This is a genomic window from Amycolatopsis sp. NPDC059657 (assembly GCF_042734395.1).
Taxonomy (GTDB): Bacteria; Actinomycetota; Actinomycetes; order Mycobacteriales; family Pseudonocardiaceae; genus Amycolatopsis.
Map to the genome: position 1 here is coordinate 13,901 of NZ_JBHWEB010000028.1, position 25,040 is coordinate 38,940.

The 25,040-nt window shown below is 68.9% G+C and carries 6 protein-coding genes; all 6 read left to right on the forward strand.

All coding sequences use genetic code 11. The features are described from left to right. Positions 1-8: 8 nt before the first annotated feature. The 6 genes from ACFV15_RS17580 to ACFV15_RS17605 are packed head-to-tail and all read left to right on the forward strand — an operon-like array spanning position 9 to position 24,792. Positions 9-8,954: an amino acid adenylation domain-containing protein gene (locus ACFV15_RS17580; protein WP_378351509.1), complete on the forward strand. Its 8,946-nt coding sequence runs from the start codon at positions 9-11 to the stop codon at positions 8,952-8,954. Then, positions 8,951-20,674 (forward strand): amino acid adenylation domain-containing protein, encoded by an 11,724-nt coding sequence (locus ACFV15_RS17585; protein ID WP_378351510.1) that lies wholly within the window; start codon positions 8,951-8,953, stop codon positions 20,672-20,674. The genes ACFV15_RS17580 and ACFV15_RS17585 overlap by 4 nt, the downstream gene beginning before the upstream one ends. Further along, positions 20,674-21,759 (forward strand): serine hydrolase domain-containing protein, encoded by a 1,086-nt coding sequence (locus ACFV15_RS17590; protein ID WP_378351511.1) that lies wholly within the window; start codon positions 20,674-20,676, stop codon positions 21,757-21,759. Before ACFV15_RS17585 ends, ACFV15_RS17590 begins: the two co-directional genes overlap by 1 nt. Then, the gene (locus ACFV15_RS17595; RefSeq protein ID WP_378351512.1) at positions 21,756-22,961 is read left to right on the forward strand and encodes an MFS transporter; all 1,206 of its coding nucleotides are present in this window, start codon (positions 21,756-21,758) and stop codon (positions 22,959-22,961) included. The genes ACFV15_RS17590 and ACFV15_RS17595 overlap by 4 nt, the downstream gene beginning before the upstream one ends. Continuing rightward, complete coding sequence (locus tag ACFV15_RS17600; protein ID WP_378351513.1) at positions 22,958-24,148, forward strand: histidine kinase; 1,191 nt, start codon at positions 22,958-22,960, stop codon at positions 24,146-24,148. Before ACFV15_RS17595 ends, ACFV15_RS17600 begins: the two co-directional genes overlap by 4 nt. After that, entirely contained in the window at positions 24,139-24,792 is a 654-nt protein-coding gene (locus ACFV15_RS17605) for a response regulator (protein WP_378351553.1), read from the forward strand. Before ACFV15_RS17600 ends, ACFV15_RS17605 begins: the two co-directional genes overlap by 10 nt. Positions 24,793-25,040 lie beyond the last annotated feature (248 nt).

A 25,040-nucleotide genomic window follows, 5' to 3' on the forward strand; every position in this document is an offset into this window, starting at 1 on the left:
GGGTCAGCGTGAATCTCAGGTTTCTGCTGGAGTCGTTCGACGAGCAGGTCCGCCGCGTCCCGGACGCGACGGCCGTCAAGTCCGCCACGGACTCGGTGACCTATGCCGAGCTGGACGCTCGCGCCACCCGGCTCGCGGGGCACCTCGCCGGGCGCGGGGTCGGGCCGGATGTGCTCGTCGGCATCTGCGCCGAGCGCGGGATCGACCTGGTGGTCGGCCTGCTCGGGATCGTGAAGGCGGGCGGCGCGTACTTGCCGCTCGACCCGGCGCACCCGGCGGACCGCCTGGGATTCATGCTGGCCGACGCCCGCGTCGCCACGGTGGTGACGCAACGGCACCTGGCCGACCGGCTGCCGGTCGTCGCGGATTCGCTGGTGTACCTGGAAGACGACCGGGATGAAGCCCGCTTTATCCCGGTCAAGCCCAGGCCGGAACACCTGGCGTACGTCATCTACACCTCCGGTTCGACCGGGCGCCCCAAGGGTGTTCAGATCGAACACCGCCAGCTCGCGAGCTACCTCGCCTGCTGCGAGCAGGACTACCCGGGCCTCGCGGGAACCGCGCTGCTGCACGGTTCGGTCGCGTTCGACCTGACCGTGACCACTGTCTGGGGGCCGCTGGTCGTCGGCGGCTGCATCGTGGTCGGCGACCTCGACGACACGAGCCCCGGTTGGCGGCCGACATTCGTCAAAGCGACTCCAAGTCACCTGCCGCTGTTGCTCGGCCTGCCTGATGAGTACTCGCCGAGCGCCGAGCTCGTCGTCGGCGGTGAGGCTTTGCCGGGTGACGTCGTGGCTCGATGGCGCGCGCGCCATCCGGGCGCGACCGTCATCAATGAATACGGGCCGACCGAGGCCACGGTCGGGTGTGTGGCGTTCCGTATCGAACCTGGTCAGGACCTCGTGGCCGGCGCGGTCGCGATCGGCGGCTCGATGCGGGATGCCCGTTCCTACGTGCTGGACGAGCGGCTCCAGCCGGTCCGCGGCGACGAGCCGGGGGAGTTGTACGTCGCAGGCGCCGGACTGGCCCGCGGCTATCACGACCGGCCCGCGCTGACGGCCGAGCGGTTCGTCGCGGACCCGTTCCGTGCGGGCGAGCGGATGTACCGCACCGGCGACGTCGTCCGCTGGGACAACACCGGGAACCTGCACTACCTGGGCCGATCCGACGACCAGGTCAAGATTCGCGGCTACCGCATCGAACCTGGCGAGATCGAAGCCGCGCTGGCGAAGCACCCGGCCGTCGACCACGTCGCCGTCGTCGCTCGCGGCGACGAGGACAAGCGGCTCGTCGCCTACATCGTGCCCGCAGCGGAGCTGCCGGACCTGCGTGAGTTCCTGGCGCCGACCCTGCCGGAGCACATGATCCCCAGCGCCTTCGTGACGCTGACCGAGTTGCCCCTCGCACCGAGCGGCAAGCTCGACCGCGACGCACTGCCCGACCCCGCGCAGCCGCAAGAAGCGCTGGTCAGCGCACCGCGGACCGCCACAGAGCAGGTTATCGCCGACATCTGGGCCGACGTGCTCGGCATCGAGGACATCGACGTCGAGAAGGACTTCTTCGAACTCGGCGGCAACTCGCTGCTCGCGTTCCGGGTGGTGCCGCGGATGCGTGCGGCCCTGGGTGTGAAGCTGCCGACCCGGGTGCTGTTCGACACCAGGACCGTCGCCGACCTCGCGGCGAAGGTCGACACCTCCGCCAGCGGTGAAGAGGCCGAGATCCCGGTCGTCGCCCGCACCGGGAAGCTGCCGCTTTCGGCTTCACAAAGGCGGTTCTGGTTCTTCCACGAGTTCGACCCGGCCGCCGTCGAGTACAACGTCCACTTCGGATTCCGGATCACCGGCGACCTCGACATCGACAGGCTCCGTATCGCCTGCCGCGAGCTGCTCGCGCGCCACGAGTCACTGCGGACCACGGTCACGCTCGTCGACGACGAGCCGGTCCAGGTGATCCACCCGGCCGGTGCGCCCGATCTGTCCATTAAGGACCTCGACGACCTCGAAGCGCAGGTGCGCGCCGAGGTGACCGTTCCCTTCGACATCCGTAACGGCCAGGTCGTGCGTTTCCTCGTGCTGCGCGGCGAAAACGAGCACCTCCTGCTGTTCGGCCTGCATCACATCGCGGTGGACGGCTGGTCCATCGGCCTGCTCGCCGAGGACCTCAGCGCGCTCTACAACCGGAAGAAGCTGCCCGCGCTGCCGATGCAGTACGCCGACTACGCCTCCTGGCAACGCGGCCGTCTCACCGAAACCGCTCTGGAACCGCATCTGCGCTACTGGCGCGAGAAGCTCGACGGCCTCGCCCCGCTGCAGCTCCCGACTGATCGTCCCCGCCCTGCCGTGATGACCTCGGTCGGCCGCGACCACCGCTTCAGTCTCTCCGTGGAGACCACCAAGCGGCTGAACGAGCTGAGCGCGAAGCACGGCGCCACGCTCTTCATGACCCTCGTCGCCGCCTGCCAGCTGCTGTTCGCCAGGCACTCCGGCCAGCGGGACGTCGCGCTCGGCTCGATCGTGTCCGGCCGGGTCCGGCCCGAGCTGGAACGGCTCGTCGGCTGCTTCATCAACACGATCGCCATCCGGTCCACTGTGGAGGGACGCGAGTCCTTCGCCGATCTGCTCGCCCAGGTCAAGGAGACTGTGCTCGAGGCGTTCACCCACCAGGACGTGCCGTTCGAACGGCTCGTCGACGAACTCTGCGAGGACCGCGACGCCAGCCGCACCCCGCTCGTGCAGGCCATGGTCGGCCTGCAGACCGGACTCGTGCGTTCGCTCGACTTCGACGGCGCCGTCAGCGAGCGCTTCGAACCGGCGCGCGTGTCCGCGGTCTGCGACCTCTCGATCGAGTTCACCGAGCACGACGGCGGAATCGACGCGATCGTCAGCTACAACACCGATCTCTTCGACACCGTGACCATCGAGCGGATGTGCGAGCGCCTCGAGGTGCTGCTGACCGGCCTGCTCGACGCCGAGGACCGGCCGATGGCCGAGCTGCCCATGGCGGCGGCCGGGGAACGCGCGCTCCTCGCGCGGTGGAACGACACCGCGACCGCCGACCCCGGCGGCACGGTCGTGAGCACGTTCGAGGCACGCGTCCGCAGCACACCCGGCGCGATCGCCGTGGTCTCGGAAGCGGAAACCCTCACCTTCACCGAACTCAACGTCCGCGCGAACCGTCTCGCGCACCTGCTCAGGTCCCGCGGCGTCGGTGCCGAATCACGTGTGCCGGTCCTGCTGAGCCGGTCGGCGAACAGCGTCGTGGCCATGCTCGGCATCATGAAAGCGGGCGGGGCCTACGTTCCGCTGCACGCGAGCTACCCGGCGGAACGGGCACGGTTCGTGCTCGACGAGGTGGGCGCGACCCTCCTCGTGACCGACCGGACCATGCTGGCCAAGGCGCGGTCGATCGGGTCGCCGCTGGTCGTCGTGGAGGACGAGCCCGCGCAGCCGGCCGAAAACCCCGGTCACGAGATCCACGCCGAACAGCTGGCGAACGTCATCTACACCTCGGGCTCGACGGGCACGCCCAAGGGCGTCGGCGTCACCCACCACAACCTGGTCGCGCTCACCACGGACCGGCGATGGCGCGGTGCCGCGCACGAGCGGGTACTGGCCCACATCCCGTACTCGTTCGACCCGTCCGCCATCGAGCTGTGGGTGCCGCTGCTGAACGGCGGCCGGACCGTGATCGCGCCGGAAGAAGAAGTCACGCCAGAGCTGCTGTCCGCCCAGATCACCACGCATGGCGTGACCTGTCTCGTGGTGCCGACAGCCGTGTTCAACCTCTTCGCGGACATCGACCCCGCTTGCTTCACCGGCCTCAAGGAGATCGTGACCGGCGGCGAAGCGGCTTCCGTGGCCGCGTTCGACCGCGTCCGGCAGCACTGCCCCGGCACGACGGTCACCAACTCCTACGGTCCGACGGAAGCGACCGTCGCCGTCACCTCCCATCCGGCGGCCGACGCGATCGGGACGCCGATGGACAACACGCAGGCTTTCGTGCTCGACGGCTACCTCGAACCGGTCCCGCCCGGTGTGCCGGGCGAGCTGTATCTCGCCGGAACCGGGATCGCGCGCGGATACTTCGGCAGGCCCGCGTTGACCGCCGAACGGTTCGTGGCCAACCCGTTCGGCGACGGCCGCCTCTACCGCACAGGCGATCTCGCCCGCTGGACGCCCGGCGGCGAGCTGGTGTATCTCGGCCGCGCCGACGACCAGGTCAAGATTCGCGGGTTCCGCATCGAACTCGGCGAGGTCGAGACCGCGCTGCGCACACACCCCGGGATCGCCGAAGCAGTGGTCGTGGTCCGGGGGGACGATGAGCGTAAACACCTTGTCGCGTATGTGATCCCCGCGGGGGAGTCCATTCCGGACCTGAAGGAGTATCTGAGCCGCTCGCTGCCCGAGTACATGATCCCGGCCGCTTTTGTCACGGTGACGGAATTCCCGTTGACCGCGAATGGCAAGGTCGACCAGCGCGCGCTGCCCGATCCGCGTCCGGAATCCGCCGACGGCTATCTCGCGCCAGTCGGTGCTGTGCAGGAACAGCTCTGCCGAATTTGGGCGGATGCGGTCGGGGTTGACCGCGTCGGTATCGAGGACAACTTCTTCGGGCTCGGCGGCGACTCGATCCTCGCCATCCAGGTCGTATCCAAGGCACAGCGCGCAGGCCTGCGGATGACGTCGAAAGACCTCTTCCGCTGGCAGACGATCGCGGGCCTCGCACCGCATGTCGTCGCCGAACAGGCCGTCGACCGGACCGGCCGCGTGTCGGGCGAGGTCCCGCTCACGCCGATCCAGCACTTCCTGTTCGACCGGTTCACCGTGCCCGAGGTCTTCGACCAGTACGTCGTCATCGACCTGCCGGAGGACCAGACCGCGCTGCGGAAGGCCATCGACGCGCTGATCGAGCACCACGACGCGCTCCGGATGCACTACACGCACGAGCAGGGCGTCTGGTCGCAGTACAACCACGAAACCGCGTCGGGCCGCTTCCTCGACGAGCCGCTCGTCAAGACCGAAGTCGTTGGCGAGAACCTGCGGCTGAGCATTCACCACCTCGTGGTCGACGGCGTCTCGTGGCGGGTGCTGCTCGAAGACCTGCGCACCGCGTACGACCAGGTCCGCGCGGGCAAGCCGGTCGACCTCGGCCCGAAGAGCACCTCGTTCCGCGAATGGGCGTTGAGGCTGACCGAGCACGTCAAGAACGGCGGCTTCGACGACGAACTCGCGCACTGGACCGCGATCGAAGACGGACCGGCGCTGCCACAGGACAAGGACGGCGCGAACACCGTCGCCAGCGCACGCACCACCACCGCCGGGCTGGACGCCGAAACCACCCGCTCGCTCCTGCGTGACGTGCCGGACGTCTACCGCACAGAGATCAACGACGTCCTCCTCGCCGCGCTCACGCGCGTGCTTGCGGAATGGACCGGCGGCGATCGCGTGCTGCTCGGGATGGAGGGTCACGGCCGCGAAGAACTCTTCGGCGACGTCGACCTCGGCCGGACGGTCGGCTGGTTCACCAGCTACTTCCCTGTCGCGCTCACCGACGAACGCGGCGGACACGGCGAACTCCTGAAGTCGGTCAAGGAACAGCTGCGTGCCATCCCGCGCAAGGGCATCGGCCACGGCGCGCTGCGCTACCTCGGCGCGCTCGCCGACGGCCCGCGCCCGCAGGTGAGCTTCAACTACCTCGGGCAGCTGGACACCGCGATCGAGCTGGCGCAGGACCCCGCCGAGGTCAGGGTGCACGCATTGGAGATCGTCGGCCTGGTCAAGGACGGACGGCTCGATTTCACCTGGAGCTACTCGGCGAACCTGCACGATGCCGCCACGGTCGAACGGCTGGCGACCGAGTTCGCCGCCCAGGTCGCGGCTCTGGTCGAGCACTGCCTGCGGCCGGGCGCGGGCGGGCGGACACCGTCCGACTTCCCGCTCGCCGGGCTCGATCAGTCCACAGTGGATCGCCTGGTCGGCGACGGCCGCGCGATCGAGGACATCTACCCGCTCACGCCGATGCAGAGCGGCATCCTCTACGACTCGATGATGGCGCCGGACTCGAACGCCTACGTCGCCCAGTTCGACGTCGTGGTCGCGGGCGTCACCGACCCGGTGGCGCTGGGCGCGGCCTGGCAGCGGGTCGTCGACCGGACCCCGGTGCTCCGCACGGAACTCGTCACCGAAGGCGTCGACGAGCCGTTGCAGCTGGTCCGCCGCGAGGTCCGCGTGCCGATCACGCACCACGAATCGGCCGAAGGTGTCCTGGAGCGCGAGTGGGCGCGGGGTCTGAAGGCGACCGATCGGCCGCTGATGCGCGTCGCGCTGATCCGGTTGTCGGACACCGAAGTCCGGATGATCTGGACCACGCATCACATCCTGCTCGACGGCTGGAGTGGGCACCGCCTGCTCGGCGACGTCTGCGCGGCCTACTCCGGGCTTCCGGCAGGACCGGCGCGGCGCCCGTTCCGCGACTACGTCGAATGGCTGGCCGCTCAGGACCAGACCGTCGCCGAAGCGCACTGGCGCTCCGCGCTCGCCGGGTTCTCGGCGCCGACGAAACTCCCGTTCGACCGGCTGCCCGCCGCGACCTACCGGCCGCGCTCGACCGGCGGGGTCACCGTCGAGGTGCCGGAAACCGTCACGCGGCGCCTGTCCGAGCTGGCGCGCACGCACAAGTTCACGATGAACACGCTGGTCCAGGGCGCCTGGGCGATGACACTTTCCCGGTACGCCGGTGAAACTGACGTCTGCTTCGGCGCGACCGTGTCCGGCAGGCCGACCGAGCTGACCGGCGCCGAGGACATCGTCGGCATCTTCATCAACACCCTGCCGGTACGTGCGGACGTCGATGCGGACCGGGAAGTCGTGCCGTGGCTGCTCGCGTTGCAGGACGCCCAGGCGCAGTCACGGGCCTTCGAGTCCGTCTCGCTCCCGCAGATCCAGGCCTGGAGCACTGGCGCGCAGCTGTTCGACAGCATCGTGGTGTTCGAGAACTATCCGATCGAGCGGGTGACCTCCGCGGCTCATGTGCGTGAGGTCAGCGCCAAGGAGATCAACGGCTATCCGCTCAACGTCGTCGCGTATCCCGGCGAACGACTGTCCTTTGTGTTCCGTTTCGATCCGGCGCTGTTCGACGCGGCGACCTTGGAGCGGCTCGGCGAGAACCTGGTCGCGCTGCTGACCGGCATCGCCGACGACGCCGACCGCAGGATCGGCGCGATCCCGATGCTGACGGACGCCGACCGGGCCGCTTTCGCGGAGTGGAACGACACCACGGCGGAGTACCCGGAGTGCTCGGTCCACGGGTTGTTCGAGCGGCATGCGCTCGCCGCGCCCGACGCGCTCGCCGTGGACGATCTCACCTACGCCGAGGTGAACGGGCGAGCCAACGCCGTCGCGCGCGACCTGATCGAACATGGTGTGACCGCCGAAGCACGGGTGGCCTTGCTGCTGGGCAGGTCGGCGGACGTCGTGATCGCCATGCTCGGCGTGCTCAAGGCAGGTGCCGTCTACGTGCCGCTGCACACCGGCTACCCGCCGGACCGGCTGCGCTGGATCGCCCAGGACGTCGACGCGGTCGCCATCCTCACCGACCGGGACCTGGCGCGCCAAGCGGAAGCGACCGGACTCCCGCAGATCATGGTCGGGCAGGACACGGCCGAAAACCTCGACCTCGCGGTCGATCCGGACCGCCTGGCGTACGTCATGTTCACATCCGGCTCGACCGGAACGCCCAAGGGCGTGGCGATCAGCCACCGCAACATCGTGACGCTCGGGGCCGACCGCCGCTGGCGGGAGCCGCAACGGGTGCTGTTCCACTCGTCGCACGCCTTCGACGCCGCCACCTACGAGATCTGGGTGCCGTTGCTGACCGGCGGCCAGGTGATCGTCGCTCCGCGCGAGCTGGACGCCGCGACGCTGCGGCGGCTGGTGGCCGAGCATGACGTCACCTCGACGTTCATCACGGCGGCCCTGTTCGCACACTTCGCCGAGGAGGCGCCCGACTGCTTCGCGGGGCTGCGCGAGGTGATCGCCGGTGGCGACGTGGTTTCGGTCGCCGCGGTCGATCGGGTCATCAAGCACTGTCCTGACACGACGGTCACGAACGGCTATGGTCCGACCGAGGCCACGACGTTCGCAGCGATGGGACGGCTGGGCGGCACGACCGCGCCCATCGGACGGCCAGTGGACAACATCAGGGCTCACGTCCTCGACGCCCGTCTCAATCCGGTGCCGCCTGGCGTGCCGGGGGAGTTGTACCTCGCTGGTGAAGGGCTCGCGCGTGGGTACCTCGGCAGGCTCGCGCTGACAGCCGAGCGGTTCGTCGCCGATCCGTTCGGGACCGGCGGCAGGCTCTACCGCACGGGTGACATCGTGCGCTGGACGGCCGACGGGCAGCTTGAGTTCATCGGCCGCGTGGACGGTCAGGTCAAGATCCGCGGGTTCCGCATCGAACTCGGCGAGATCGAAGCCGCGTTGCGCGAACAGCAAGGTGTCGTGGTCGCCCGCGAGGACAACGGCCGCAAGTACCTGGCCGCGTACATCGTCGGCGAGGCACCGGATCTGAGCGGTGTACTGCCCGAATACATGATCCCGTCCGTGTTCGTCCAGCTCGACCAGATTCCGTTGAACAGCAACGGAAAGGTCGACCGGAAGGCGCTGCCGGAGCCGAAGGTCCAGGCGACCGCGGAGTTCGTCGCGCCGCGTAACCCGACCGAGAAGGCCATCGGCCGCATCTGGGCCGAACTGCTCCAGCTCGACCGGATCGGCGTGCACGACAGCTTCTTCGCGCTCGGCGGCGACTCGATCACCGCGCTCCGGCTCGTCTCCCGGGTCCGGCGGGCGTTCGGCGTCGAGGTCTCGCCCCGGGAGCTGTTCGACGCGCCGACCATCGGCGAACTGGCCATGACCGTGCAAGACCGCATTCTCGCCACGATTGGGGACGCTCGATGAGCATCGACGACCGGATGGCCGCGATACCCGAGCATCTGCGGGAGCAGCTGCTCGCCCGGCTGGCCGGCGAGGCTCCGGAGGAGATCGACGACGAGATCACCCCGGTCGACGGCAACGGGCCGCTGCCGCTTTCCTCGGCGCAGCAACGACTCTGGTTCATGTACGAGCTGGATCCCGACAGCATCGAGTACTTGGTTCCGCGCGTGCTCCGGCTCACCGGCAACCTTGATGTCGAGGCGCTGAAGCTGGCGGTCAACCGGCTCGTGGCGCGGCACGCCTCGCTGCGCACCACGTTCGACGCGATCGACGGCCAAGGCGTCCAGTTCATCCACGAACCGTCCGAAGTGGACCTCCCGGTCACCGAAACGGCAGACCTCGCGGCCGAGTTGCTCGCCGAGGTGCAGACACCGTTCGATCTTCGGTCGGGCGTGTTCCGTGCGAAGCTGCTGCGGCTCGGTCCCGACGAGCATGTGCTTGTGCTGGCGATGCATCACATCGTCACCGACGGCTGGTCCATGGGCGTGCTCGTCGATGAGCTGAACACGCTTTACAGCGGCGGCCTGCTAGCGCCGATCCCGCTGCGATACGCCGATTTCGCTTCCTGGCAACGGGAGCAGGACGTCGATCTGACGTACTGGAAGGACCGGCTCGACGGGTTGTCCCCGCTGGAGTTGCCGACCGATCTGCCGCGCCCGGCAGTGCGGAACCCGATCGGCGCGGCACGCGTGTTCGAGGTGCCGGAACGGGTCGTCTCGCGACTCAAGGCGGCGGGCGGCCAGCGCGGCGCGACGTTGTTCATGACGCTGGTCGCCGCCGCGCAGGTGCTGCTGTCCCGCTACTCCGGGCAGGCCGATATCGCCGTCGGCACAGCCACCTCCGGCCGGACCAGGGTCGAGCTGGAGAACCTGGTCGGGTTCTTCGTCAACACGCTGGTCCTGCGGTCCACAGTGGACGAGCGCAGGACGTTCACCGAGCTGCTCGACTCGGTCAGGGAGACCGTGCTGGACGCGTCCGCCCACGAGGACGTCCCGTTCCAGCGGTTGGTCGAGGCGTTGCGTCCCGACCGCGATCCGAGCCGTCCGCCGCTGGTCGACGTGATCGTCAACCTGCAGAACACGCCCGCGGTGACCACGAGGCTCCCAGGTCTCCGGGTCGAGGAGATCGAGCCGCCGACGGTCGTTTCCGGCCTCGATCTCGGGTTCGACTTCACCGAGGTGGACGGCGGGCTCACCGCGTACCTGCGCTACAACACGAGCCTGTTCACGGACGCCACCGCCGAACGCGTCGTGACCCAGCTGCTCACCCTGCTGACCGCGATCGCCGCCAATCCGCAGGCCAAGCTCGCCGACCTGGACATGCTCACCGACCGCGAGACACTGACGCGCGTATGGCCGGGTGAGGGCATCGGCCCGGAGACCAAGACGGTGCCGGAACTGTTCGCCGAGCAGGTCGCGGCGAACCCGGGCGCGCAGGCCGTTGTGTTCCAAGACGAGTCGCTCACTTACGCCGAGCTGGACGAGCGCTCGGACCACCTCGCCGCGTACCTGCGCGAACAGGGTGCCGGGCCAGAACGGTTCGTCGGCATCGCGCTCCCGCGCTCACTAGACATGATCGTCGCCGTACTCGCGATCCAGAAGACGGGCGCCGCATACCTCCCGCTCGACCCGGACTACCCGGCCGACCGGCTCCGCATGATGATCGACGACGCCCAGCCCATCCTCGTCCTCGACGACCGGGATAAAGCGGGCTTTACGCCAGAGCGGGATAAAGCCCGCTTTATCCCGGTCGAGCTGAAGCCGGAGAACGCCGCGTACGTCATCTATACGTCGGGCTCGACGGGGCGTCCCAAGGCTGTGGTCGTCAGTCACACGGGCGTGCACGACATGGTGCTGACCCAGCGGGAGCGCATGGGCGCCGGGCCGGACGCGCGGGTACTGCAGTTCGCGTCGCTCAGTTTCGACGGCGCCTTCTGGGAAATCGCGATGGCGTTGCTCTCGGGTGGCACGCTCGTGCTCGCGACGGCCGAGCAGCGCCTGCCCGGTGACGCCATGGTCGAGCTGATCGCCGACCAGCGGATCACCCACCTGAACCTGCCGCCGACCGCGGTCGCCGCGCTGCCCCAGCACGCGATCCCGGCAGGCGCGAACCTCGTCGTCTGCGGTGAGGCGTGCCCGCCGGGGCTCGCCGAGGACTGGTCGGCAGGCAGGCGCATGTTCAACGGCTACGGCCCGACCGAGTCGACCGTCTGCGCCACGCTGAGCGATCCGCTCACCCCGGCCGACGCGCTGACCGGCGTCGTGTCGATCGGCCGCCCGATCCCAAGCGTGCGCACCTACGTGCTCGACGATCACCTCCGGCCCGCGCCGGTCGGCGTGCCCGGCGAGCTGTATCTCGCCGGAACCCGCCTGGCCAGGGGCTATCTGCATCAGCTCGGGCTGACCGCGACCCGGTTCGTGGCCGACCCCTTCGGGCCTCCCGGATCACGCATGTACCGCACCGGCGACCGGGCGCGCTGGCTCGCCGACGGCAGGCTGGAGTTCGCCGGCCGTGCCGATGACCAGGTCAAACTGCGTGGCTTCCGCATCGAACTCGGCGAGATCGAAGCCGTCCTGTCGCAGCACCCCGAGGTGAGCCAGGCCGCGATGGCGGTCAAGGATCGCCGCCTCGTCGGATACGTCGTCGGCTCGCCGGACCTGGCCGAGCTGCGCGGATACCTGCGCGACCGGCTGCCGGAGCACATGGTGCCCGCCGCGTTCGTGCTGCTCGACAAGCTGCCGCTGACGGTCAACGGCAAGATCGACCGCCGCGCGCTGCCGGAGCCGACCGGTGTGCGCGAGGTGGACGGGTACGTCGAACCGCGCACGCTCAACGAGAAGATCCTGACCGAGGTGTGGTCGGAGCTGCTCGGGGTGGACCGGGTCGGTGTGCACGACAACTTCTTCGACCTCGGCGGCGACTCGATCCTCGGTCTCCAGGTGGTGGCCCGCGCGCGGACGGCAGGGCTGAAGCTGACGCCCAAGCAGATGTTCCTGCGCCAGACCGTCGCCGAACTCGCGACCGAAGCCCTCGCCGAGGTCGCCACGGCCGTCGACCAGCGGCCGGTCACCGGCGACGTCCCGCTGACGGCCATCCAGCACTGGTTCTTCGACCACCTGGCCGACAGCGTCGACCGATTCCACCAGTCTGTCTACCTGGAACTGATCGACGACGTGGACGAAGCCGCGCTCGGCAAGGCGTTGAACGCCCTGTACGAGCACCACGACGCGCTTCGCCTGCGTGTCGAGGACGGCAAGCAGTACAACGCGGCACCCGAGCCGATCGAATTGCTGACCAACTTCGATGAGGACGCGATTCTCCAAGCGCAGCAAGGGTTCCAGCTGGACAGGGGGCCGCTGATCCGGGCGCTCTTGTTCGGCGGGAAGCGGCTGTACCTCGTGGTGCACCACCTGGTCGTCGACGGTGTGTCGTGGCGGATCCTGCTCGGTGACCTGGACCAGGCGTATCAGCAGGCGAGCCGCGGCCACCGTATCGACCTCGGCCCGAAGACGACCTCGTTCCGCGACTGGGCACACCGGATCACGACCCACGACTTCGAGGAGGAACGCGCCTACTGGACGTCGGTGCCGTCCACTGTGGACTTGCCGGTGGACGGCACCGGAGCCAACACCGTCGGCTCCATGCGGACCGTGACCACGCGGATGGACGCGGACGCGGTGCTGCGCAAGGTGCCCGAGGTCTACCGCACGCAGGTCAACGACGTGCTCCTCAGCGCGCTCGCGCGCGTGCTGACCGAGTGGGCAGGCGGGGAGACCGCGCTCGTCGAACTCGAGGGCCACGGCCGTGAGGAGCTGTTCGACGACGTCGACCTGTCCCGCACGGTCGGCTGGTTCACCACGATGTACCCGTGTGCGCTCACGCTGCCGCGCGGTGACTGGGGTGACGTCCTCAAGTCCGTCAAGGAACAGCTGCGCGCCGTGCCCCGGCACGGGATCGGCTACGGCTACCTCGGCATCGAGGGCCCGCGGCCGCAGGTCGCGTTCAACTACCTCGGGCGGATGGACAACTCGATCGACGGCGCGCTCTACACCGGCCGCTGCCCTGATCCCGGCGGCGCCGAGCGGGTGCCGCACCAGGCCAGGCAACACCTGATCGAGATCAACAGCGTCGTGCTCGACGGGCAGCTGGAGTTCCGCTGGGCTTACTCGGCCGAGGTACACCACGAGGACACGATCGCCGGTCTGGCCGAGCGGCTCATCGCGGCGCTCGAAGAGATCGTCGAGTACTGCGCGCGGCCCGAAGCAGGCGGCTGCACACCGTCGGACTTCCCGCTGGCCAAGCTCGACCAGGCTGGAGTCGACCGGCTCGGCAAGTCCATTGAGGACGTCTACCCGCTCACCCCGATGCAGAGTGGCATGCTGTTCCACTCGCTGGCCGAGTCGGGCACCGACGTCTACGCGGGACATTTCGGCGCCGTGCTGGACGGTGTCACGGACCCGGCACTGCTGGCCGAGGCCTGGCAGCGCGTACTCGACCGCACGCCGGCGCTGCGGACGGCCGTGGTCTGGGAAGACGTGCCGGAACCGCTGCAGGTCGTGCGTTCGGGTGTCCGGCTGCCGATCACGCACCTCGACTGGCGCGACCGGCCCGACCAGGCCGAGGCGCTGGCCGAATTGTGGGCGAACCGGACAGGGGAACGGCTCGATCTCGCCACCGCGCCACTGCTGCGGATGACGATGGTTCGTCTGACGAACGACCGCGTCCAGCTGTTCTGGACCGCGCATCACCTGCTCGCGGACGGCTGGAGCTTCGCACAGGTACTGACCGACGTGTTCACCGAGCACGCGATCCTCTCCGGCGACCGCACGTTGTCTCCGGTGATCAGGCGGCCCTATCGCGACTACGTGGCCTGGCTCGCCGAGCAGGATCAGGACGCCGCCGAGTCCTACTGGCGTGGCCTGATGTCCGGGTTCGCGGCACCCACCCCGCTGCCGTTCGACCGGTCCTCGGTCAAGGCCCACCGCAGCCGGTCGTCCCGCGATGTCCGCCTGACGATTTCGCCGGAGCAGTCGCAGCGGCTGTTCGAGCGGGCCCGCAAGGCCCGGCTCACGATGAACACACTGGTACAGGGCGCGTGGGCGATCCTGCTGTCGCGCTACACCGGCGAACGCGACGTCTGCTTCGGCTCGACCGTTTCCGGGCGGCCGGCCGACCTGCCCGGCTCGGAGTCGATCGTCGGCCTGTTCATCAACATGGTCCCGGTCCGCGTCGATGTCCCCACCGGCGACGCCGTGATCCCGTGGCTGCGAAGCCTGCAGGACACGCAGGTCGAGTCGCGGCAGTACGAATACCTTTCGCTGGCCCAGATCCAGGGCTTCAGCGATGTCCCGCGTGGGACGACGTTGTTCGACAGCATCGTCGTCTTCGAGAACTACCCGTATGACGACGACGCGGCCGCCCGCTATGGGCTGAGCGTGAGCGACTACTCCGGCGACGAGCACACGAACTACGCGCTCACGCTGTCCGCCTTCGCGGCGGAGGAGTTGCAGTTGCTGCTGGGCTACGACCCCGAGTTGTTCGACGAGTCCACTGTGGACCGGATGATGGGGCACCTGGAGACGCTGCTCGTCTCGATCGCGGACGACGTCTCACTCGGCGAGCTGGAGCTGCTGACCGCGCCCGAGCGTGATCGGCTGCTGCTCGAATGGAACGACACCGCCGCCGAATTCCCGTCTGCCCGGCTGATCCACGAGCTGTTCGCCGAGCAGGCCGCGGTGAACCCCGACGCGGTCGCGGTCAGCCGCGGTGAAAAAGCGCTGACGTTCGCCGAACTGGACGTTCGCGCGAACCGGCTCGCCCATCGCCTGGTCGAACTCGGTGCCGGGCCGGATGTGCTGATCGGCGTCTGCGTCGAACGCGGTGTCGAAGCGATCGTCGCGCTGCTGGCCGTGTTGAAGTCGGGCAGCGCGTTCGTTCCGCTCGACCCCGACTACCCGCCGAAGATGCTGACCACGATGCTCGAAGACGCGGCCGCGCCGGTCGTGATCACGCAGCAGCACCTGGCGGACCGGGTGTCCGGTGCGGTGCTCGTGGACGTCGACACCGAGTTCGACCACCCGGCCACCGCGCCGAAGACCGAGGTCACGACCTCAGATCTCGCGTACGTCGTCTACACATCGGGGTCGACCGGCAAGCCCAAGGGCGTGATGGTCGAACACCGCCACCTCTGCCACATGATGCGGGCGTGGGACGAGCGTTACGGCCTCACCCCGCTGAAGCCGCGTGCGCTGTCGGTGTCGAGCCTGTCGGTGGACCTGTTCTTCGGTGACTTCGTGCTGTCGGCGATGTTCGGCGGCGCGATGATCGTCTGCCCGACCGAGCTGGTCGCCGACCCGCCCGCACTGCTCGCCCTGATCCGCTCCAGCCGGGCCGACCTGATGGTCACCGTTCCCACGCTGGCCAAGGCGCTGGCGGCCGAGGGCGGTTTGGACACGCTCAAGGTCCTCATGGTCGGTTCCGAAGGCTGGCCCGCCGCCGACGCGCTGAAGATCCTCGACGCCGTCGGCCAGGACACCGTGCTGGTCAACGCCTATGGCGCCACCGAGACCACGGTGGACTCGACGGTGTTCCAGGTCGGCGCCGAACCACTCGGCGACGCGGCTTATGTGCCGGTCGGGAAACCGTTCCGCAACACCAGCATCTACGTGCTCGACGCGACCATGCGTCCGGTGCCGGTCGGGGTCGCGGGGGAGTGCTACATCGGCGGCGACGGCATCGCACGCGGCTACTGGAACCGGCCCGAGCTGAGCGCCGAGCGGTTCCTGGATAACCCGTTCGGGCCCGGCAGGCTCTACCGGACCGGTGACCTGGTGCGCTGGCGCGCCGACGGGAACCTCGAATGCCTTGGCCGTGCCGACGACCAGGTCAAGATCCGCGGCTTCCGCGTCGAGCTCGGTGACGTCGAGTCGGTGCTCGCCCGGCATCCTGGTGTCGCCGAAGTCGCCGTCGCCGCGCGCAAGGACGATGGGCCCGCACGACTCGTCGGCTACATCGTGCCGAGCGGTCAAGCGCCGGAGGTGCGGGACCTGCGTGCGTTCGCGGCAGATAACCTGCCGGTCCACGCCGTGCCGTCGGCCTTCGTGGTGCTGGACGCGTTGCCGCTGAGTCCGAGCGGGACGGTCAACCGGCGCGCGCTGCCCGTCCCGGACGGTGTGATCGAGACCGGTGAACCTTATGTCGCGCCGCGCAACGCGACCGAAACCGTGCTCGCCGAGATCTGGGCCGAGGTGCTCAAGGCCGAGCGGGTCGGCATGCACGACAACTTCTTCGACCTCGGCGGCGACTCGATCCTGAGCATCCAGGTGATCTCGCGTGTCCGGTCTCGCCTTGGCGCGGCGCCGTCACCCCGGCAGCTGTTCGACACGCCGACCGTCGCCGGTCTGGCCGAGGTCGTCGAACCGTCCACTGCGGACACCACGCTCGTGCGGGTCGACCGGGACGGGCCGTTGCCACTGTCGTTCGCGCAGCAGCGACTGTGGTTCCTCAGTGAGTTCGAGCCGGACAGCACCGAGTACAACACGACGTTCGCGCTCAAGCTCAAGGGCAAGCTCGACGTCAACGCGCTGCGCTCGGCGCTGGCCCAGCTCGTGGAGCGTCACGAACCCCTGCGGACCACCTTCGGCACGGTCGACGGGCTCGGTGTGCAGGTGATCCGGCCCGCCGCGGTGGACCTCGTGGTGAGCGACGGAGATCTGCAGGCTGAGGTCTCGCGGCCGTTCGACCTGCACGAGGGTGTCTTCCGTGCCACGTTGTTCGAGACCGGGGCGGACGAGCACGTGCTCGCGCTGGTCATGCACCACATCGCCACCGACGGCTGGTCGATGGGCATTCTCGCGAACGAGCTGAGCGCTTGCTACGCGGCCGCGCTGAACGGCACAAAAGCCGACCTGCCGCCGCTTCCGGTCCAGTACGCGGACTACGCGGTCTGGCAGCGTGAACACCTCGCGCTCGACGAGCACCTCGAGTATTGGCGTGGCCGTCTCGACGGCCTCGTCCCGCTCGAGCTGCCGATCGACCGGCCGCGTCCCGCCGTCCGCGAGGCGGCCGGTGAGATGCGGATGATCGAGTTCTCGCCGGAGCTGGCTGGGGCGCTGAAGGCGTTGGCGCGTAAGCAAGACGCGACGCTGTTCATGGTGCTGACCGCGGCCGTGCAGTTGCTGCTCGCCCGGTACTCGGGTCAGCAGGACATCACTGTCGGTACCGCGACCTCGGGTCGCAACCGCGCCGAGCTGGAAGGCTTGATCGGGTTCTTCGTCAACACGGTGATCCTGCGGTCCACAGTGGACGAGTCGGTGTCGTTCGGTGGGCTGCTCGGCCAGGTGCGTGACACCGCGCTGGAGGCGTTCACCCACGAAGAGGTCCCGTTCGAGCGGCTGGTCGAGGTGCTCAAGCCCGAACGCGACCCGAGCCGCAACGCATTGGTCGAGGTCATGGTCGGGCTGGAGACCAGCCAGTCCAGCGGTCTCGCCATGCCCGGTCTGGACGCTGAAGAGCTGCCGCTCGTCAGTGGCGACGTCAGTCATGACCTCACGTTCGACTTCTTCGAGCGCCAAGGTGAACTGCTGCTCGCGATCGGCTACAGCACCGCGTTGTTCGACGAGAGCACCATCTCGCGGATGACCGAGCACCTGAAGACACTGCTCACCGCGGTCGTGGCCTCGCCGGACACCAGGTTGCGGGAACTGTCCACAGTGGACCTGCCCCAGTGGCACGGCCCCGAGCACGAGGTCCCGCGGACCAGCTTGGCCGAGTTGTTCGAGCAGCAGGCCGAGGCGACCCCGGACGCGACCGCGGTCGTGTGCGACGGGAAATCGCTGACCTTCGCCGAGCTGAACGCCCGTGCCAACCAGGTCGCCCATCACCTGATCTCGCGTGATGTCGGCCCGGAGCAGGTGGTCGGCCTGACCTCGTCGAGGTCGCTGACCACGGTCATCGCGATGTTCGGCGTGCTCAAGGCCGGCGCCGCGTACCTGCCGCTGGACCCCGACCTGCCCGACGAGCGGCTCGACTACATGATCCGCGACGCGGCACCCGCGCTGGTGCTCGACGAGCGGTTGCCGACCGGTGGTCCGGTCACGAACCCGGGTGTCCGGCCCCATCCGGAGAACCCGGCCTACGTGATCTACACGTCCGGGTCGACCGGGAAGCCCAAGGGCGTCGTACTCCCGCATCGCGGCCTGACGAACCTGTTCTTCAACCACACCAGGGACTTCTTCCGGCCGGAGAGCGCGGGCGAACGGTTCCGCGTCGCGCTGACCGCGGCGTTCTCGTTCGACACCTCGCTCGAAGGCGTGCTGGCGATGGTCGACGGCCACGAGCTGCACGTCATCGACGACCTCACCAGGCGTGACCCCGAAGCGCTGGTCGCGTACGTCGAGGAGCACCGGATCGACCTGCTCGACCTCACCCCGTCCTATGCCGAGCAACTGGTCCCGGCCGGCCTGGTGAACTCGCCGAAGCACAACCCGAAGGTGGTCATGCTCGGCGGCGAGGCCGCGGGCGAGCAGCTCTGGCGCGACCTGCGCGCGTCCGGCAGCACCGGCTACAACTTCTACGGCCCGACCGAGTGCACTGTGGACACCCTGTACTGCCAGGTCGGGGCGAGCGAACGGCCGCTCATCGGCAAGCCGGTCTGGAACACCCAGGTCTACGTGCTCGACCGCTGGCTGCGTCCGGTGCCGGTCGGCGTGCCCGGTGACCTTTACTTCGCTGGCGTCCAGCTGGCGAGGGGGTACTTGAACCGGTCCGCACTGACGGCCGAACGGTTCGTCGCCGACCCCTTCGGGCCCGGCCGGATGTACCGGACCGGTGACCTCGCGCGGTGGGCGGCCGACGGCGCGATCGAGTATCTCGGCCGGGTCGACGACCAGGTCAAGGTGCGCGGCTACCGGATCGAACTGGGCGAGATCGAGGTCGTGCTCGCCGCGCATCCCGGTGTCGCGCAGGCGACAGCTGTCGTCCGCACCGGGCCGACCGGTGTGCCGCGCATCGTCGCGTACGTGACCGGTGATGCCCCGGCCGTGTCGGACCTGCGCGACTTCGCGCGGCAGTCACTGCCGAACTACATGGTGCCCTCGGCTTTCGTGGTGCTGGACGAGTTCCCGGTGACGTCAAGCGGCAAGGTCGACCGGAACGCGCTCCCGGCACCGGAAGCCGACGCCGAACCGGACGACGGTTACATCGCGCCGCGGTCGGACACCGAGGCGACGCTCGCGGGCGTCTGGGCGGACGTGCTCGGGCTGGAGCGGGTCGGGGTCGAGGACAACTTCTTCGACCTCGGCGGAGACTCGATCCTGAGCATCCAGGTGGTCTCCAAGATCCGGCAGGCCGGACTGGCGATGACCTCGAAAGACCTGTTCCTCAACCAGACGATCGCGCAGCTCGCCACGGTCGTCGTGCCCACCGTCGACACGGCCTCGGAGCAGGGCCCGATCGAAGGACCGGTGCCGCTGATCCCGATCCAGCGCGACTTCCTCGACAACGACCCGGTCGCGCCGCATCACCTGACCCAGTCGATGCTCATCGACGTCACCGCCTCCTCCGGCGATGTGCAGGCCGCGCTTTCGGCGCTCGTCGAGCATCACGACGCGCTGCGGATGCGGTTCGTCCGTGACGGCGAGGGCTGGCGTCAGCACTATGGACCGGTCGAGCCGATCGCTTTGGCGCAACACGACCTGGCCGAGTCGGACGACCAGTACGTCGCGATGAACGAGCTGGCTGTCGAGGCAGACTCCACTTTGGACTTGGAGCACGGGCCGTTGCTGCGTGCGCTGCTGTTCGACCTCGGCACGCGCAAGCAGCTGTTCCTGACCGCGCACCACCTGGTGGTCGACGGCGTCTCGTGGCGCATCCTGCTCGAAGACCTGGAGCTGCTGCTCAAGGGCGAGAAGCTGGCGCCGAAGACCTCGTCGTTCAAGGCATGGGCCGAGCGGCTCGCCCAGCACGTGGCCGACGGCGGTTTCGACGACGAGGTCTCGCACTGGACCTCGCTGCCCGAAACGGGACTGCTGCCGGTCGACGGCACCGGCCCGAACGTCGTGGCGTCCACGCGAACGGTCAAGGTCACGCTGTCCGAAGGGGACACCGAAGTCCTGCTGCACCAGGCCGCCGGGAAGTTCCGGACGCGGGTCAACGACGTCCTGCTCGCCGGGCTCGCGTCGGCGCTGGGCAAGTGGACTGGCCACGAGCAGGTCTCGATCGACCTCGAAGGCCATGGGCGCGAGGAGATCTTCGACGACATCGACCTGTCGCGCACCGCGGGCTGGTTCACGACGCTCTACCCTGTCGTGCTTCCTGCCGCGGCCAAGGACTGGCCGTCGCTGGTCAAGGCCGTGCGCCGGCAGGTGCGCGCGGTGCCCGGCAACGGGCTCGGCTATGGCGCGCTGCGCTACCTCGGGTCGCTGCCCGAGCGGCGCTCGGAGGTGGTGTTCAACTACCACGGGCAGGTCGGCGAGGCCGCCGAAACGGGACCGCTCGGCCGTGAGCAGAGTCCGGACGAACGCGTCGCGCACCTGCTCGAGGTCGTCGGTGCCGCGGTCGGCGGGAGGCTGGAATTCACCTGGTACTACTCGGAAAACGTGCACGCCGCCGAGACGGTCGAGCGGGTCGCCGCCGACTTCCGGGACGCGCTGCGGGCCATGGCCGACTACGTGACGGGACGCTGATGGACGCCGAGACCTTCACCGCACTGCTCGCCAAACACGGCGTGCCGGGCGCGCAACTCGTGGTCCGGCGCGGCGGCGAGACCCTCTCGCTGGCCGCGGGGGAGGAGCGGCTCGGTTCGGGCCGCGCGGTCACCGCCGAGTCGCGGTTCCCCCTCGGGTCCCTGACCAAGCCGTTCACGGCCGCGCTGGCGATGACGCTGGTCGCCGACGAGGATCTCGACCTCGACGAACCACTGGCCAGGCTTCCGGTGACGCTGCGGCAGCTGCTCAGCCACACCAGCGGCCTGGAGTCCAATGTGGACGAGGACGGCTCACGGTCTCGCTGGGCGGCGAAGTACAGGCGCCAGCCGGATTTCACGCCGGGCACGGTGTTCTCCTACTCGAATGTCGGCTACGTCCTCGCCGGGCATCTCGCGGAAGAGGTCATCGGGATGGACTGGGCCGAGGCGCTCGAAGCGATCCTCGAAGTCGCGGTCGAGGATCCCACGGTCAGCGGGCACAGCGGGCGGATCCCGGTTGAGCAGATCATGTCGTCGCTGGAGGCGCCGAACGGCGGCCTCTCGCTCAGTGCGGCGAATCTAGTGAAGTTCCTAGAAAACGACATCAATGCCGAGATGTGCGACGAACAGCTCGACGCTGTCGAAATCGGGCCGTTCGGCATGGCCGACGGCTGGGGCCTCGGCTGGGCTCGTCTCGGCTCATTCTGGGGACACGACGGAACCGGCGACGGCACGTCCGCGCATTTGCGGTTTTCCGACGACGTCGCGATCGCATTGACCGCCAATGCCGGTACCGCACCGGCATTGTGGGTCGACATCCTCGCCGAACTCGATTTCGCGCCACCGACATCCGAACGCGTCCCGGTTCCGGCACCACTCGACCGCGCGGGCGTCTACGTTAATGGCGATGCCGAATTCGTCATCGACGTTTCGGATGGGCAGTTGTTCATGGGCGGCGTGCCGCTCACGTGCTTCGAGGATCTGACCTTCCAGATACGCGACAACTCCGGCACCGCTTACGGCGGCCGCTTCCTGTCCGGCGAACTGTTGCAGGTCACCGGGCGCTTGGCGCGGAGGCGGGTGTGATCCCCCTTTCGCGCAACCGCGGCTACAACATCCTCTGGAGCAGCCAGCTGTTTTCGGAGCTGGCCACCGAGATCACCCAGGTCGCGTTCCCGTTGCTGATCATCGCGATGGCCGGGTCGCCGTTGCAGCTCGGGCTCGTGTCTTCGGTGCTCATGGCCGCGCACATGGCGGCGATCGTGCCTGCCGGGGTGATCGCCGACCGGTGGGACCGCAAGAAGGTCATGGTGGTGTGCCAGGGAATCCGGGCCGCCGTGATGACCGCGCTGACCATCGCCGTGCTGATGGACGCGGCGTCGTTCCAGCTGGTGCTGGCGGTCGCGGTGCTCGAAGGGTTCCTCGGCTCGGTGTTCGATCCGGCGGAGCACGCCGCGCTGCCGCAGGTGGTGCCGCCCGAGCAGCTGGAGCAGGCGGTCGCGCGCAATACCGCGCGGCCGTTCATCGCGACACTGCTCGGCCCGGCAGCGGCCGGGCTGCTGTTCACCGTCCACCACGTCAACCCGTTCGCCGCCGACGCGGTGATGCTCGGCGGGTCGTTCGTCGCGCTGTGTTTCCTGCGCCTGCCGCATCGGCCTGCCGTGCCTGCCGAGGACCGAAGCGTCGGCGGTGACATCGCCGAGGGGTTCCGGTGGGTGCTCGGGCAGCGGCTGATCCGTACGACATTGGTGTGGATGATCTTCGTCAATCTCGTTTTCAGCGCGTTGATCATTATCATCTTGGCAGTGTCCGGTGAGGAGAAAGTGGGGCCAGGCGAGATCGGCCTGACCATGGCGTGCCTGGGCGCGGGCGGACTTCTCGGCGGGATATTCGCGGACCGGCTGCGCGGCCTGCTGACCGCGCCGGTGATCCTGATCGGGTTCGGCTGGGTCGCCACGACGCTGATCGTCGCGATGGCGTTCGTGCCACCGGGGATCATGCTCGGGGTGCTGCTGGGCGCGGCGATGTTCCTGGTGCCCGTCGCCAACACGACCGTGATGACCTACCAGCTGGTCACGACCCCTGACGCGCTGCGCGGGCGGTTGAGCAGCATCGCCGGTTTCTGTTCCGGTGGCGCCGGTGCGCTCGGCCCGTTGCTCGGCGGGTTCCTCGCTTCGGCCGGCACGACCACCGGGGTGCTCGTGTGCGCCGGCGCGCTGGGGCTGGTCGCGCTCGGCACCACGGTGAGCCCGGTGTTCCGCCGGTTCCCGGAGGCAGTGCTCGCGTGACCGTGTTGCGCTGTCTCGGTTCCACCAGGCCATGGCGGTCGTTGTGGTACCTCGGCGCGGGCGCGGTCGGCGCGCTGCCGATGCTCGCGCTGGTCAAATGGGTGCTCAAGACGAACACGCCGATCGGCTATCTCACCGGGCTGGTGCTGATCGTGATGGTGAACGTCCTGCTCGCGGCACCGCTGGCGGCCATCGAGCGGCGGCGGCTGAAGGTCATCGACCGGCGCTCGCCGTCGCGGGCGCCACTCGGCAAGAACCGGCTGTGGCGTGAACTCGGGTACGCGGTCGCGTTCACGGTCGTTATCGCGGTGCTCGACTTCTTGGTCGTCATCGTCGCGCTGAGCGTGCTGATCGTGCCGCTGTCACCCTTGCTCGAGTTCGTGCTCGACCTCGGTTCGATCGTCAACCTCGACGACGGCCCGGTGCCCAGTCCGATCGTCGTGCTGGTCGGGATCGCGCTGCTGCCGGTCGCCGCCTACCTGATCAGCCTGGTCGCCCGCACGCAGGCGGCGTTCGCCCGGCGGCTGCTGACCCGGCCGGACGCCGCGCTCGCCGACCGCGTCGCGGAGCTGACCCGGTCCCGCACCCGCCTGGTCGACGCCTTCGAAGCCGAACGCAAGCGCATCGAGCGCGACCTGCACGACGGCGCGCAGCAACGTCTCGTCGCGCTCACCATGACACTCGGCATCGCGGAACTCGACCTCGCGGGCCTGGGCGGCGAAGGCCCCCGGCTGGTCTCGAAAGCCCGAGCCGAAGCCGAATGCGTGCTCGCCGAGTTGCGCGAGCTCATCCGCGGCATCCATCCCCAAGTCCTGACCGACCGAGGCGTCGAAGCGGCCGTCGCCGAGATAGCCGACCGCTGCCCGATACCCGTCGAAGTCCACCTCGACCTCCCGCGTGCCCCGTCCGCGGTCGAGGCGGTGGCGTACTTCGCCGTCAGCGAGGCGTTGGCCAACGTCGTCAAGCACAGCCGAGCCGCTCGCGCGGACGTCACCGGGCGCTTCGCCGACGGCGTGGCGGTGGTGACGATCGCGGACGACGGCGACGGCGGCGCGGACCCCGTCAACGGCACCGGCCTGCAGGGCCTCGCCGACCGGGTGGCGGTCGTCGGCGGAAGGCTGACCCTGTCCAGCCCGCCGGGCGGACCGACCGAACTGCGAGTGGAGTTGCCATGGGCCTGCGCATAGCCATCGCCGAGGACGCCGTCCTCCTGCGCGAAGGCCTCGTGGCCTTACTCGAACGCTTCGGCCACCAGGTAGTCGCGGCCGTCGGCGATGCCGAGGAACTGACCGAAGTGGTCGACGAGATCAAGCCCGACATCATGGTCACGGACGTCCGCATGCCCCCGGACTTCACCGACGAAGGCCTCCGCGCGGCCGTGAACCTGCGCGCCCGCCACCCCGACCTCGCGGTGCTCGTGCTGACCCAATACGTCGCGACGACCTACGCCTTCGAACTGCTCGAAGCGGACGGGCGTGGTCGCGCGGGCGGCCTGGGGTACCTGCTCAAGGACCGCGTGGGCGCGGTGCGGGAGTTCGTCGACGCCGTCGAGCGCATCGCGGCGGGCGGGACGATCATCGACCCCGAAGTCGTCCGGCAGTTGCTGCGGCGCGAGCAAAAGGACCAGCCACTCGCCCGCCTCACCGCCCGTGAGCGGGAGGTGCTCGCGTTGATGGCCGAGGGCCGCGCGAACGCGGCGATCGCCGAATGCCTCTGCGTAAGCCAAGCAGCGGTCGCGAAGTACATCAACGCGATCTTCACCAAGCTCGACCTCTCCCGCGCCGAAGGCCACCACCGCGTCCTAGCCGTGCTGACCTACCTACGCGGCTAAGGGCTCGTGAGTGTTTAGGCCGGTTAGAACCGGCCGTACCACTCACGACCCCAGGTACCCCAACGCCAACCTCGCGTACACGGCGGGCGGTCTCGCGTGCAGGAGCGGCAAGTTCGCGTACGGGAAGAGCAATCTCGCGTTCGTAGAGAGCAAACCGGCGGAGGCGAGCCCTTGCTCCCCGCGTACACGAGATCGCTCCTCCTGCACGGCGGATTGCCCTTCGTGCACGCGAGATTGCTCTTCCCGTA